Origin of the sequence: Burkholderia sp. BCC1972 (assembly GCF_905339605.1) — a bacterium.
Lineage (GTDB): Bacteria > Pseudomonadota > Gammaproteobacteria > Burkholderiales > Burkholderiaceae > Burkholderia.
Genome location: NZ_CAJPGH010000007.1, coordinates 143,844 through 156,469, shown reverse-complemented (window position 1 = coordinate 156,469; position 12,626 = coordinate 143,844). Strand labels below are relative to the sequence as shown.

The window sequence follows — 12,626 nt, the reverse complement described above, 5'->3', positions numbered from 1 at the left end:
CGGCGTGGGTGCGCACCGGTCGCTGATCTTCGGGCGTCACGCGCGACCGGAAGACTCGATGTATCGAGCGAACGGGACTGACGGGTCCGGCTGTCGTCGTCGCGGGCCAGCGCCGCATCGCTGGCTTCGCCGCACGATGTGCGGTTTAATGCTCGACATCCCAAGCATTAACGCCGATGAAATGCTCGACCTCGACGACCTGCGACTCGTCCGCGCGATCGGCGCGTCGCGCTCACTGGCCGCTGCCGCGCGCCTGCTCGATCTCACGCCGCCCGCGGTCACGATTCGCCTGCAGCGGATGGAAGCGCGCCTGAACGCACGGCTCGCGGTGCGGCAGCCGAAAGGGATCGCGCTCACCGACGAAGGCCAGCGGCTGTACCAGGAAGCCGTCGGCATCCTGGAGCGCGTGGAGGCGCTGCCGGTCAGCATCGCGGGCGACCCCGGCGACGTGCAGGGCACGCTGCGCGTCGTCGCCCCGCTCGGCTTCGGGCGCAAGTATGTCGCACGAATCGTGCGCGACGTGCAGCGTGCGCATCCGAAGCTCGAAATCTCGCTGCACCTGTCGGACAGCCCGCTGACCAGCGCGTCGGGCGCCGACGTGGTCGTCCATGTCGGCAGCCTCAAGTCGTCGTCGTGGGTCGGCTATCCGCTCGCCCCCAACGAGCGCTTCCTGTGTGCGAGCCCTGCTTATGCGCGCCGCATCAAGGACCTGAATCACCCGTCCGATCTCGTGCGATACGACTGCCTGTGCCTGCGCGAAAACGACGAGGACATTCCGCGCTGGCGTTTCTCGCCCGACGGCGACGTCAAGGGCGAGCCGCGGCGGGCTGCCGTCATTCGCGTCACCGGCGCGCTGTCGTCGAACGACGGCACCGTCATCACCGAATGGGCATTGGCCGGCCTCGGCATCGTCGAACGCTCCGAGTGGGACGTCGCCCCGCTGCTGGCGAGCGGCAAGCTCGTCCGGTTGTTGCCGGACTGGCGCCTGCCGCCCGCGCCGGTCACGGCGCTGCTGCCGTCCCGCACCGGCCGTTCCGCGCGGCAACGGGTGTTTCTCGACGCCGCGCGGCAGTTTCTCGATCCGCCGCCGTGGCGTGGCAAAGCCTGAACGGCGCCACGATCCGCTCGATTCGCGCAGATTAAATGCGGCTTAATGGCGGATTAGTGCTGCGTTAAACACGGTGCGCATCGATCGCCCTAAAGTGTCCGCGTCGACCACCTCATCATCGAACGCATCGTGGACCTTCAAACCCTCAACACCCCGGCCGCCCTGATCGATGTCGGCCGCATGCGCGCCAACATCGACCGCATGCAGACGTATCTGGACGCGCTCGGCGTCACGTTCCGCCCTCACGTCAAGACCACCAAATGCCGGCACGTCGTCGACGCGCAGATCGCGGCCGGCGCGCAGGGCATCACGGTGTCGACGCTCAAGGAAGCCGAACAGTTCTTCGCGGGCGGCGTGCGCGACATCGTCTATGCGGTCGGCATGGTGCCCGCCAAGCTGGGCCAGGCGCTTGCGCTGCGCCGGCAGGGTTGCGACCTGAAGATCGTCGCCGACAGCCTGCCGGCCGCGCGCGCGATCGCCGCGTTCGGGCGCGAACACGGCGAGCGGTTCGACGTGTGGATCGAGGTCGACGTCGACGGCCACCGCTCCGGCATCCCGCCCGATGCCGACCTGCTGATCGACGTCGGCCGTGCGCTGGTCGACGGCGGAATGGTGCTCGGCGGCGTGCTGGCCCATGCGGGCTCCAGCTACGAGTACGACACGCACGAAGCGCTGGCCGCGATCGCCGAACAGGAGCGCAGCCGCACCGTGCAGGCCGCGCAGCGCCTGCGGGCGGCCGGGCTGCCCTGCCCGGTCGTGAGCACCGGCTCGACGCCCACCGCACTGTCGGCGCAACACCTCGACGGCGTGACCGAGGTACGCGCCGGCGTGTACGTGATGTTCGACCTCGTGATGCACAACATCGGCGTGTGCGACCTGTCCGATATCGCGCTGTCGGTGCTGACCACCGTGATCGGCCACCAGGAAGAGAAAGGCTGGGCGATCGTCGACGCGGGCTGGATGGCGATGAGCCGCGACCGCGGCACCCAGCGCCAGGCGCGCGATTTCGGCTACGGGCTGGTCTGCACCGAAGGCGGCGACGTGCTCGGCGACTACGTGATGAGCGCGGCCAACCAGGAGCACGGGATCGTGTCGCGCACGGGCACGCCGGACCTGGGCATCGCGCAGCGGTTGCCGATCGGCACGCGCCTGCGCATCCTGCCGAATCACGCGTGCGCCACCGGCGCGCAGCACCCGGAGTATCAGGCCATCGGCGAAGGCGGTATCGCGCAGACCTGGCCACGCTTCTACGGGTGGTAGGCGCATCGCGTCATCCACACCGCCTTGCACTAGAATTGACTATTTGTCTAAATCTGGACACACTTTAAACCTCCCTGCTTCGCCTTGCGCCGGAAAGGCGTACCCGACATGCCGACAGACGCCCGACTCCTTCTTCTCGACCGCGATGCCGTCGAACCCGCCCTTCAGGCCGAGCAGGTGATGGCGGCGGTCCGCGAAGCGTTCGTGCTGCACAGCCGGCGGGCCGGACGCGTGTTCCCGGTGGTACGCGAGAAGCTGCACACCGGCGGCGTGTTCGGCATCAAGTCGGGCGACGTCGCGGGCCAGGACCTGCTCGGTTTCAAGGCGGCCGGATTCTGGCCAGGCAATCGCGCGCGCGGCGGCGAGCCGCATCAGGCCACCGTCGCGCTGTTCGACCCGGCCACGGGGCGCCCGCTGTGCATCATGGACGGCAACGCGATCACCACCGCGCGGACCGGCGCAGCCGGCGGACTCGGGCTGCAACAGCTGGCGCGCCGGGACAGCACGCGAATCTGCGTGTTCGGCACGGGCGTGCAGGCGCGCGTCCAGCTCGACTACGCGCTCAGGCTGCTGCCGCAACGCTGCACGGTGCAGTACGTGAATGTGAGCGGCGAGCCGGACCGGCGGTTCGAATCGGCTTTCGTCGACCGATGCGCGATCGGCGTCGCGCTCGACCGGAACGACGCGGTGGCCACGAGCGACGTGGTGATCACCGCCACGCCCGGCGGCGGCGCATTGTTCGACGCGGATGCGGTGCAGCCGGGCACGCACCTGACCTGCGTGGGTGCCGATACGGCAGGCAAGCGCGAACTCCCGGCCGGCGTACTGGAACGCGCGCGCATTTTCGTCGACGACCACGATCAGGCGCGCAGCATCGGCGAGTGCCAGTGGGCACCCGATTTGCCGCGCACCGAAATCGGTGACATCCTCGCGGGTGCGGCGCCGGTCGACCGGGCCGCGCACGAGATCACCGTCTTCGACATGACGGGGCTCGCGCTTCAGGACCTGACCGTTGCACGCTTCCTGTATCGGCACGCCCTCGACAACGGCACCGGCACTTCCGTTCCGTGGCCCTGGTAAGCCACCCTCCTCGTTCAACCGCCATGCGTCTCGCCAAAGTTTCCGCCCTCTCGTTCGATCTCGACGACACCCTGTGGCCGTTCGGGCCGTCCGTCATACGAGCCGAGGCGATGCTGCGCGCGTGGCTGATCGAGCACGCGCCCGATACCGCGAGCGTGCTGCCCACGCAACAGGCATTGAGCGAACTACGTGAGGAATACGAACGGTTGCGCCCGGACCTCGCCGGCGACTTTCGCGCGATGAGACTCGGCTCGATCCGGCTGGCACTGGAACGCGCGAACGAAGATGTTTCGCTGACCGACGCGGCGTACGACGTCTTCTATGCCGCGCGCAACCGTGTCGAATTCTATGACGACGCGTTGCCTGCACTCGCGTGGTTGAGTGCCCGCTTTCCGTTGATTGCAGTGACCAACGGCAACGCGGATCTCCGGCTGACCGGCGGCGGCGAATTCTTCCGCACGACGCTCAGCGCGCGCGCATTCGGCTTCGCGAAGCCGGAACCCGAGATCTTCCATGCGGCGGCGGACGCACTCGACGTGCGTCCGGCCGAACTGCTGCATGTCGGCGACGATTTCCACCTCGATATCGTCGGCGCGCTGAATGCCGGGCTTCAGGCCGCATGGGTCGTTCGCGAGCCCCGCCCGAACGAAGAACATGCGCCGCAACATGCCGCGACGCCGCACCTCACGCTGCGCGACCTGTCGATGCTGTGTCGCGCGCTCGGCGGCCCCGACAGCGCGTCGTGACCGCAACCGGGTGCGGCGCATGTCTTCATGCGTGCCGTCACGCCGCCTTGCGTGCGTCCGCGATGCGTTGCGGCGCCTTCGGCCGTGCATACAGCCGCTCGAGATACGCGCGCAGTTGCGGAAACGGTTCGATCAGATGGCATTCGCTCGCCCAGTCGATCAGGTACACCGTCACGCAATCGGCCACCGTCAGCGAATCGCCGACGATGAATTCGCGGCCTTCGAGATGCTTGTCGAGGATCGCGGCCATCGTCGTGAAATCCTCGCGCGCCAGTTCGATGTCGGCCGGCGAACGTTTCTCCGGCGGATAGAGGAACATATGCCGCGTGATCCGCCACAGCGGCTGCTCCAGCTCCGTCACCGCGAACATGACCCACCGATAGGCCTCCGCACGCAGCGCCGGATCGACGGGCAGCAGCGCCTTCTCCGGATACTTGTCGGCGAGATACAGCACGATCGCGGCCGACTCGGGAATCACGAGGTCGCCGTCCACCAGCACGGGCACCTTGCCGGCCGGATTGAGGCGCAGGAATTCGGGCCGCTTGTGCTCGCCCTGGAGCAGGTTGACCGACACGAATTCGAAATCCGCATCGAGTTCCTTCAGCCCCCACAGCGCGCGCTGCGAACGCGTGCCGGCAAAACCGTAAAGCTTCATCGCCAGTCTCCATCCAGAATGTCGGAACACTATCCGCATGCCGGCCACGGCGCGTCGATGCATCGATGCGCAGACGCGACGCCCGGCACCACGGGCCGCTCACGCGCCGGGAACTGCCAGCACCGGCATCACGTCGATCGACTCGCCCGGGAACAGCGTGAAATGCGGATGGCCTTCGAACAGCGCGGCTGCCGCATCGTGCGACGCCGCGCGCACGACGGTAAAACCGCTCAGCGCGTTGGCCGTGTCCTCGATGCCGCCCGCGTCGATGGTCTTGGTCTTGCCGAGCGGCCCGCCCATCTCGACGATCGCGTCGCGGTGACGGTCGACCCACGCATGCCACGCGGCAATGCCGTCGCGCTCGCGCGTGCGCCGCTCTTCCTCCGGAAGCGCCACCCACGCCTTCATGGCCGGGCTATCCTTGCTCCCGAGAAATACGGCGAGATACAACTGCTGTTGCGCACTCATGCCTTCTCCTCCGATGACGGGCACGGCGGGCTGCCGCGCCTCGACCTTGACAAGATAGGTTGATATCAACACAATTGCAACATGGCACGCAAAGAAAAGCTTCCTTTCGAAACGACGCTGATGGTGCGCGATTGCTGCCTGTGCCTGCACATGCAGCGCGCGGCACGCAATCTTGCGCGCATCTTCGACGATGTGCTGCGCCCGCTCGACCTCACCAACGGCCAGTTTTCGCTGCTGATGTCGCTGAATCGGCCGCAACCGGCGCCGATGAAATCGGTCGCGTCGCTGCTCGCGATGGACCGCACCACGCTCACGGCCGCCCTCAAGCCGCTCGAGCGGCGCGGCCTCGTCACGATCGCGCAGGACCCGGACGACCGGCGCAGCCGCCTGCTCGAACTGACACCGGCCGGCCACGACCTGCTCGCCGAAGCATTCCCGCTGTGGCAGCAGACACATGCCGACATCGAGCGTCCGTTCGCGCCCGGCGAAGTCGATCAGTTGCGCGGCCAGTTGCGCGCGCTGTCGGTCGATCCGGCCGCACGCGGCTGAGCCGGTGCGCGGCCGGCCGCGTGCCTCCTGCCATTCCTTGTCAGTTGTGATCGTACGAATCCGTCGCGGCGCCCGATTCGGTGGCAATATCGCTCGGCACGACAACCGATCCGGTATTCACAAGGAGGAGCGAGCATGAGCAGCAACGAGAAAGGTGCGGTTTTCCGGTCGCTACACCGCGCGGGCCAGCCGCTGGCGCTGTTCAACGTGTGGGACGCCGGCAGTGCGCGCACGGTGGCCGACGCCGGCGCCGTCGCGCTGGCGACGGGCAGCTGGTCGGTCGCGGTCGCGAACGGTTTCGCCGACGGCGAGCAGATGCCGCGCGCGCTGATGATGGAGGTGCTCGAGCGGATCACGCGCGCGACGGACCTGCCCGTCACCGTCGATCTCGAAAGCGGATACGGCGAGCGCCCGGACGATGTCGGCGACACGATCACGCTGAGCATCCAGGCCGGCGCGATCGGCTGCAATCTCGAAGACAGCATTCCGGCGACGGGCGCACTGCGCGATACCGAAGACGCGGCGGCCCGTATCGCGGCGGCACGGCAGGCGGCCGACCGCGCGGGCGCCGATTACTTCATCAACGCACGCACCGACGTGTTCTTCGTTGAAGCCGCCGATACGCATGACGAACGATTGCTCGACGCGACGCTCGCTCGTGCTCGCGCGTATGCAGCCGCCGGCGCAGACGGCCTCTTCGTGCCGGGCCTGCGGTCGCCGGCGCTCATCCGCGCGCTGACGGCCGCGTCGCCGCTGCCCGTGAACGTGATGCGCGTGTCGGAAACGCCGACGCTTGCCGAACTCGCCGACTACGGCGTGGCGCGCATCAGTCACGGGCCGTATCCGTACCTGCAGGCGATGAAGACGCTGGCTGCGATGGTCAAGCAAGGTAGCTAGCGGATTCGCGTGCCCATCAACCGATTACATCCCATGTAATTGGCGCACGACGCGCACGCTCCTACGCTTCGGATGTCGCGCCGCCATTCCGGCGGCGCTCATCAGCCGGGAGACATCATGTCCGCCTATCCGCTTCACACGATCGATTCCGCGCCGGCCGAATCGAAGCCCGTCCTCCAGCAACTCCAGCAAGCCTTCGGCAGCGTCCCGAACATCGCGGCGGCGATGGCCGCGTCGCCGGTGCTGATCAACGGTTTCATCGGCCTGTTCGAGCGCGTGCACGCGAGCAGCCTCACCGAGCCGCAGATCCAGACGCTGCTGCTCACCAACGCGGTCACGAACGCGAGCGAATGGCCGGTCGCGTTCCACACCGCGCTCGCGCTGAAACAAGGCGTGGCGCCCGCCGACGTCGATGCGATCCGGCGCGGCGACCTGCCCGCCGACACGCAACTGGCCGCGCTGTCGGCCATCGCACGCACGCTGATCGACACGCGCGGCCGCATCGCCGACGCGGACCGGCAGTCGTTCCTCGACGCCGGATTCAGCGCCGAGCAGTTGCTGGAAGTGATCGCGGTCGTCGCCGCCTCGACGATCACGAACTACGTCGGCAGCGTCGCGCGGCCCGCGCTCGAAGCGCCGTTCGACGCATTCGCGTGGCATGCGCGGGCCGCGTGAGTCCGATATAGTCGTTCGCGTCGATCACGGAACGACCAGGGACACCAGATGAACGCCACCCGCCGCGATCCGGACTCGCCGCCGCACGAACTGGGCCGGTTGCTGCGCTACTGGCGCGACGTGCGTGGCGTGAGCCAGCTCGACCTGTCGCTCGATGCCGGGATCTCGCAGCGCCAGATCAGCTTCATCGAAAGCGGGCGCAGCGTGCCGGGCCGCGATACGCTGCTGACGCTCGCGCAGACGCTCGACGTGCCGCTGCGCGAGCGCAACGCGCTGCTGCTCGCGGCCGGCTATGCGCCGGTGTATTCGGAAGCGCCGTGGGACGCGCAGGAGATGCACGGCGTGATTCGCGCGCTCGAACGCGTCGTGCGCCAGCACGAGCCGTTCCCGGCGATCGTGATGGACCGCCACTGGAACGTGCTGATGACCAACGATGCGGCACCGCGCTTTTTCGGCTGCTTCATCGACATGGCGGCACGCGAAGGCCCGCGCAACCTGCTGCGCCTGATGTTCGATCCGCTCGGCATGCAGCCGTTCGTCGCCGACTGGGGCACCGTGTCGCGCAGCCTGCTGCAGCGTGTGCATCGCGAATCGGTCGGCCGCGTGATCGACGACGCAACCCGGCAGCTGCTCGACGACCTGCTCGCCTGCCCCGCTACCCCGCGCGACTGGAAGACGCCGCCGGCGCCGGCCGCCGCGCCGTCGCTGCCGGTCGTCCCGATCGGCTTCATCCACGAAGGCGTCGTGCTGCGCTACTTCTCGTTGATCACGACGGTCGGTACGCCGCACAGCGCGGCCGCGCAGGAACTGCGCATGGAGTGCATGTTTCCGGCCGACGACGCGACCGACGCGCGCCACCGGCAGTTGCTCGATGCACACGCACCGGTGCGCTGAGCGGCGGGCCGGGCATCGCCCGCCCGCCACGTTCAGGACGCCTTGATGAAATCGACGAACGCGCGCAGGGCCGGCGGCACGAGGCGGTGCCCCGGATAATAGAGAAACGGACCTGAAAACGGCCGCCACCACGGTTCGAGCACGGGTACGAGCGCGCCGCTCTCCAGGTGCGGGCGCAGCCAGTCTTCGAACAGATACACGATGCCCGTACCGGCGATCGCCGCATCGACCAGCAACTCCGTCGCCCCGCCGATCTGCACCAGCAGCGGCCCGGCGGCGGGCTCGATCCGCACGAGCTCGCCGTCGCGCTCGTATTCCCACGCCGGCATCACGCCGCTCGCGAAGCGCCCACGCAGGCACCGATGTCCGAGCAGGTCGCGCGGATGGCGCGGCCGGCCATGGCGGACGAGATAGCCGGGAGCCGCCGCGGTCGCGAACCGCTGGATGCGCGGGCCGATCGGCACCGCGATCATGTCCTGTTCGAGCCGATCGTCGTAGCGGATGCCCGCGTCGCATCCGGCCGCCAGCACGTCGACGAAATTTTCGTCGGCGATCACTTCCAGACGAATTTCCGGGTACGCATCGAGGAAGCGCGGCACGATCGCGGGCAGCACGAGCCGCGACGCGCTGAGCGGCACATTGAGCTTCAGCGTGCCCGTCGGCCGGCCCCGGAATTCGCCGATGCCGTCGAGCGCCGCCGCCACTTCGGTCAATGCGGGACCGAGGCGCGCGAGCAGACGCTCGCCGGCTTCGGTCGGCACGACGCTGCGCGTCGTGCGGTGCAACAGCCGGACGCCGAGCCGAGCCTCCAGCCGGCGCACGGCCTCGCTCAGCCCCGACGCACTGAGGCCCGTCACGCGGGCGGCGTCGCGGAACCCGCCGGCGCGCGCGACAGCCATGAACGCATTCAGATCACCCAGATCGGCTTGCATTGTTCGCCTTTTCGTACAACCCGTACGGATTATGACGGCTTATCGCGCAGATGGCTCCTCCTTATGCTGAACGCATTCATCCCATCGACAGGAGTACGGCCATGCCCGATATTCGCCATACCGCCACCTTCAAGCTCGGCGATCGCCGCGTCAAACGGATCGGCTACGGCGCGATGCAGCTTGCAGGCCCCGGTGTATTCGGCCCGCCGAAAGATCGCGAGGCCGCCTTGAACGTCCTGCGCGAAGCCGTCGAATCCGGCGTCGACCATATCGACACCAGCGACTTCTACGGCCCGCACGTCACCAACCGGCTGATCCGCGACGCGCTGCATCCGTATCGCGACGATCTCGTGATCGTCACGAAGATCGGCGCGCGTCGAGGCGACGACGCATCGTAGCTGCCCGCGTTCGCGCCCGACGAACTCGAACGAGCCGTGCACGACAACCTGCGCAACCTGGGACTCGACGTGCTCGACGTCGTCAACCTGCGCATCATGTTCGACCCGCACGGGCCGGCCGAAGGATCGATCGAAGCTCCGCTGGCCACGCTCGCCGAGCTGCAGCGGCGCGGGCTCGTACGGCACATCGGCCTGAGCAACGTCACGCCCGCGCAGGTCGCGCAAGGCCGGCGGATCTGCGACATCGTCTGCGTGCAGAATCACTACAACGTCGCGCACCGCGGCGACGATGCGCTGATCGACGCGCTTGCCCGTGACGGCATCGCGTACGTGCCGTACTTTCCGCTCGGCGGCTTCTCGCCGCTGCAGTCGTCGACGCTGTCCGGCGTGGCGGCCCGTACCGGCGCGACGCCGATGCAGGTCGCCCTTGCGTGGCTGCTGCGCCGCGCGCCGAATCTGCTGCTGATTCCCGGCACGTCGTCGGTCGCGCATCTGCGCGAGAATCTCGCGGCAGCCGACCTCGACCTGCCGGCAGGGGCGCTCGCGGAACTCGACCGTATCGCGGGCGCCGACGCCGCCTGACGCGCGGACGATCGCCTGCCCGGCGGCCCGCGCCACGCGCGCCGCCAGGCCGGTCAGGACGCGACCACGCCAACCCGCTTCGGCACGCCGGTCACGATCGTCGCGACCGCGACGGCCAGCACGACGGCCGCGCCGACGAACACGCCGGCCGCGCCGTTCGCGTCGAACACGACGCCGCCGGCCGCCGCGCCCGTCGCGATCGCCAGCTGGATCGCCGCGACGATCAGCCCGCCCGCGCTCTCCGCTTCATCGGGCACGGTGCGCGTGACCCACGTCGACCACGCGACGGGCACGCCGCCGAACGCCATGCCCCACAACGCGACGAGCACCGCGTCGATCATCGGCGCGCGGCCGAGCGCGACGAGCGCGATGCCGAGCACGACCATCAACGCGGGCATGCCGATCAGCATCGGCCGCAGCCGGTGTTCGAGCACGCGGCCGGCCAGCGATGTGCCGACGAAGTTCGCGATGCCGTAGCCGAGCAGGATCGCCGACAGCCCGTTCACGCCGACACCGGCCACCTGCTCGAGGAACGGCCGCAGATACGTGAAGAACGCGAAATGCCCGGTGAACACGAGGATCGTCGCGAACATCCCGAGGCCGACGGTCGGCCGGCGCAGCACGTCGATCAGCGTGCGCAGGCGCGTCGTGCCGCTCGGCGGCATCGACGGCAGCGTGAGGATCTGCGACACGAACGCGATGCCGCCCAGCACGGCCGCGATCAGGAACACATTGCGCCAGCCGATCAGGTGGCCGAAGTAGCTGCCCAGCGGCGCGGACGCAATCGTCGCGACGGCCACGCCGCTGAAGATGATCGATAGCGCGCGCGGCACCATCGCCGTCGGCACGAGCCGCATCGCGGTGGCCGTTGCCATCGTCCAGAAGCCGCCGAGCGCGATGCCGAGCACGACGCGGCCGACCAGCAGCATGGCCAGGTTCGGCGCGAACGCGACCGCCAGGTTCGACGCGACGAGCAGCACCGAGAACACGAGCAGCACGCGCCGCCGGTCGATCGTGCGCGTCAGCGCCGAGATCAGCAGGCTCGTGACGAGCGCGACCGTCGCGGTGGCCGTGACGGCCTGCCCGGCCACGCCTTCGGTCACGCCGAGGCTGTCGGCCATCGGCGTCAGCAGGCTCGCCGGCAGGAATTCGGCCGTGACGAGCCCGAACACGCCGAGCGTCATCGCGAATACCGCGCCCCAGGCCGGTTCGCGGGGGGCCGCCGTCGAGGCGGCCGAGGAGATTCCGGGATTCATGCGGGGTTCCGTGTCGGTTAGGGAAAGTACTGATGAGAGCGTATCGTAAGGAACAGCGGCAGGACGGTCTATGACATACAATCCGTCGTTATTGATCGTTCGTCCGAATCTCGCTATGTCCGAGCCGCTTCTGCCCCCGATTCCCGACACGCACGACCTCGTCAGCGAGTTGCTGCTGGGGATGCGCCTGAGCGGCGTCCAGTACCGCCGCATCCAGGTGGCACGGCCGTTCGGGCTGAATTTCGGCCACGGAACGGGCCGCGCGCAGTTCCATTTCATCGTGCGCGGGCCCGTGCTGCTGCGCGACGCGTCGGGCGACACGATGCGGCTCGAGGCCGGCGACGCGATCCTGTTGCCCCACGGCGGCATGCACGCGCTGGTGTCCGATCCGGATGTGCCGTGCCGCGAGATCAACGGCTTCGAGATCGCGAAGATCTGCGATACGGTCGCGTCGGTGGCATCGGCCGGCGCGTCGCCGGCCGGTTGCGCGACGACGGAGCCGGGCGCCGGCGATGCGCTGATCTTCAGCGCGTGCATGGAACTCGATCTCGGCGGCATGCAGCCGCTGGTCGGCACGATGCCGGAGTTCATGCACGTCGGCACGCTGCTTGCGCGCTACCCGGAAATCCGCCCGATGCTCGACGCGATGGAGCGCGAAGCGTGCACGGCGCGCGCGGGCTTCGCGGGCATCCTCGCGCGGCTCGCGGATGTGGTCGCGGCATTCATCGTGCGCGGCTGGGTCGAATGCGGATGCGGCGACGCGACGGGCTGGGTGCAGGCGCTGCGCGAGCCGAAGCTCGGCCGCGCAATCGTCGCGCTGCATCGCGACCCGGGCCGCAACTGGAGCGTCGCGGAACTCGCGACCGAAGCGGGTGTGTCGCGCTCGGTGTTCGCCGAACGGTTTCTCGCGGCGACCGGCATGACGCCCGTACGCTACCTGACCGAGCTGCGGATGCGGCTCGCCGCGCAGTGGATCGCGCGCGACCACGAGACGATCGAAGCCGTCGCGTACCGGCTCGGCTACGGTTCGCTGGCCGCGTTCAGCCGTGCGTTCAAGCGCGTGGTCGGCAAGCCGCCGGGCGCGGTGCGCGCGGACGGCGAGGTGCGCGCCGAAGCGTAACGCCCG

General features: G+C 68.8%; 13 protein-coding genes and 1 pseudogene. 10 read left to right on the top strand and 4 right to left on the bottom strand.

Annotation, left to right across the window (positions count from 1 at the left end):
- Positions 1-148: 148 nt before the first annotated feature.
- The 4 genes from U5798_RS13350 (at position 149) to U5798_RS13335 (ending at position 4,194) form a co-directional block, all read left to right on the top strand.
- Positions 149-1,108 carry a LysR substrate-binding domain-containing protein gene (locus U5798_RS13350; protein WP_322082298.1) on the top strand — a complete coding sequence of 320 codons (960 nt, stop codon included), beginning with the start codon at positions 149-151 and terminating at the stop codon, positions 1,106-1,108.
- A 129-nt stretch (positions 1,109-1,237) separates the two neighbouring features.
- On the top strand, positions 1,238-2,368 hold the full coding sequence (locus tag U5798_RS13345) for a DSD1 family PLP-dependent enzyme (RefSeq protein WP_322082297.1): 1,131 nt from the start codon (positions 1,238-1,240) through the stop codon (positions 2,366-2,368).
- Between the two features lie 108 nt (positions 2,369-2,476).
- Entirely contained in the window at positions 2,477-3,448 is a 972-nt protein-coding gene (locus tag U5798_RS13340) for an ornithine cyclodeaminase family protein (RefSeq protein WP_124451321.1), read from the top strand.
- A 23-nt stretch (positions 3,449-3,471) separates the two neighbouring features.
- On the top strand, positions 3,472-4,194 hold the full coding sequence (locus tag U5798_RS13335; protein WP_322082296.1) for an HAD-IA family hydrolase: 723 nt from the start codon (positions 3,472-3,474) through the stop codon (positions 4,192-4,194).
- 37 nt (positions 4,195-4,231) lie between these two features.
- On the opposite strand, the gene U5798_RS13330 is transcribed toward U5798_RS13335, so the two are convergent.
- Positions 4,232-4,849 (bottom strand): glutathione S-transferase family protein, encoded by a 618-nt coding sequence (locus tag U5798_RS13330; RefSeq protein WP_322082295.1) that lies wholly within the window; start codon positions 4,847-4,849, stop codon positions 4,232-4,234.
- A 99-nt stretch (positions 4,850-4,948) separates the two neighbouring features.
- Positions 4,949-5,317 (bottom strand): YciI family protein, encoded by a 369-nt coding sequence (locus tag U5798_RS13325; protein ID WP_124451325.1) that lies wholly within the window; start codon positions 5,315-5,317, stop codon positions 4,949-4,951.
- Between the two features lie 81 nt (positions 5,318-5,398).
- Here U5798_RS13325 and U5798_RS13320 point away from each other — a divergent pair, with 81 nt between their 5' ends.
- The 4 genes from U5798_RS13320 (at position 5,399) to U5798_RS13305 (ending at position 8,332) form a co-directional block, all read left to right on the top strand.
- The gene (locus tag U5798_RS13320) at positions 5,399-5,866 is read left to right on the top strand and encodes a MarR family transcriptional regulator (protein ID WP_322082294.1); all 468 of its coding nucleotides are present in this window, start codon (positions 5,399-5,401) and stop codon (positions 5,864-5,866) included.
- 135 nt (positions 5,867-6,001) lie between these two features.
- On the top strand, positions 6,002-6,763 hold the full coding sequence (locus U5798_RS13315; RefSeq protein ID WP_322082293.1) for an isocitrate lyase/phosphoenolpyruvate mutase family protein: 762 nt from the start codon (positions 6,002-6,004) through the stop codon (positions 6,761-6,763).
- A 117-nt stretch (positions 6,764-6,880) separates the two neighbouring features.
- Positions 6,881-7,438, top strand: a complete 558-nt coding sequence (locus tag U5798_RS13310; RefSeq protein WP_322082292.1) for a carboxymuconolactone decarboxylase family protein — start codon at positions 6,881-6,883, stop codon at positions 7,436-7,438.
- 48 nt (positions 7,439-7,486) lie between these two features.
- Positions 7,487-8,332 carry a helix-turn-helix transcriptional regulator gene (locus U5798_RS13305; RefSeq protein WP_322082291.1) on the top strand — a complete coding sequence of 282 codons (846 nt, stop codon included), beginning with the start codon at positions 7,487-7,489 and terminating at the stop codon, positions 8,330-8,332.
- A 32-nt stretch (positions 8,333-8,364) separates the two neighbouring features.
- Here the strand turns inward: U5798_RS13305 and U5798_RS13300 are convergent, their stop codons facing one another.
- Positions 8,365-9,264, bottom strand: a complete 900-nt coding sequence (locus U5798_RS13300) for a LysR family transcriptional regulator (RefSeq protein ID WP_322082290.1) — start codon at positions 9,262-9,264, stop codon at positions 8,365-8,367.
- Between the two features lie 101 nt (positions 9,265-9,365).
- Between U5798_RS13300 and U5798_RS13295 the strand changes: the two are divergent.
- A pseudogene (locus U5798_RS13295) lies at positions 9,366-10,244 on the top strand (aldo/keto reductase family oxidoreductase).
- 53 nt (positions 10,245-10,297) lie between these two features.
- On the opposite strand, the gene U5798_RS13290 reads toward U5798_RS13295, so the two are convergent.
- A complete protein-coding gene (locus U5798_RS13290; protein ID WP_322082289.1) occupies positions 10,298-11,500 on the bottom strand; it encodes an MFS transporter in 1,203 nt (400 codons plus the stop codon).
- A 70-nt stretch (positions 11,501-11,570) separates the two neighbouring features.
- Between U5798_RS13290 and U5798_RS13285 the strand changes: the two genes are divergently transcribed.
- Entirely contained in the window at positions 11,571-12,620 is a 1,050-nt protein-coding gene (locus U5798_RS13285; protein WP_124451340.1) for an AraC family transcriptional regulator, read from the top strand.
- Positions 12,621-12,626 lie beyond the last annotated feature (6 nt).

Excerpts from the sequence above, each read along its gene's own strand:
- U5798_RS13340 (WP_124451321.1), top strand. The coding sequence starts at position 2,477 with ATGCCGACAGACGCCCGACTCCTTCTTCTCGACCGCGATGCCGTCGAA.
- U5798_RS13325 (WP_124451325.1), bottom strand. The coding sequence starts at position 5,317 with ATGAGTGCGCAACAGCAGTTGTATCTCGCCGTATTTCTCGGGAGCAAG.
- U5798_RS13305 (WP_322082291.1), top strand. The coding sequence starts at position 7,487 with ATGAACGCCACCCGCCGCGATCCGGACTCGCCGCCGCACGAACTGGGC.
- U5798_RS13320 (WP_322082294.1), top strand. The coding sequence starts at position 5,399 with ATGGCACGCAAAGAAAAGCTTCCTTTCGAAACGACGCTGATGGTGCGC.
- U5798_RS13330 (WP_322082295.1), bottom strand. The coding sequence starts at position 4,849 with ATGAAGCTTTACGGTTTTGCCGGCACGCGTTCGCAGCGCGCGCTGTGG.
- U5798_RS13335 (WP_322082296.1), top strand. The coding sequence starts at position 3,472 with ATGCGTCTCGCCAAAGTTTCCGCCCTCTCGTTCGATCTCGACGACACC.
- U5798_RS13310 (WP_322082292.1), top strand. The coding sequence starts at position 6,881 with ATGTCCGCCTATCCGCTTCACACGATCGATTCCGCGCCGGCCGAATCG.
- U5798_RS13315 (WP_322082293.1), top strand. The coding sequence starts at position 6,002 with ATGAGCAGCAACGAGAAAGGTGCGGTTTTCCGGTCGCTACACCGCGCG.
- U5798_RS13285 (WP_124451340.1), top strand. The coding sequence starts at position 11,571 with ATGACATACAATCCGTCGTTATTGATCGTTCGTCCGAATCTCGCTATG.
- U5798_RS13350 (WP_322082298.1), top strand. The coding sequence starts at position 149 with ATGCTCGACATCCCAAGCATTAACGCCGATGAAATGCTCGACCTCGAC.
- U5798_RS13300 (WP_322082290.1), bottom strand. The coding sequence starts at position 9,264 with ATGCAAGCCGATCTGGGTGATCTGAATGCGTTCATGGCTGTCGCGCGC.
- U5798_RS13290 (WP_322082289.1), bottom strand. The coding sequence starts at position 11,500 with ATGAATCCCGGAATCTCCTCGGCCGCCTCGACGGCGGCCCCCCGCGAA.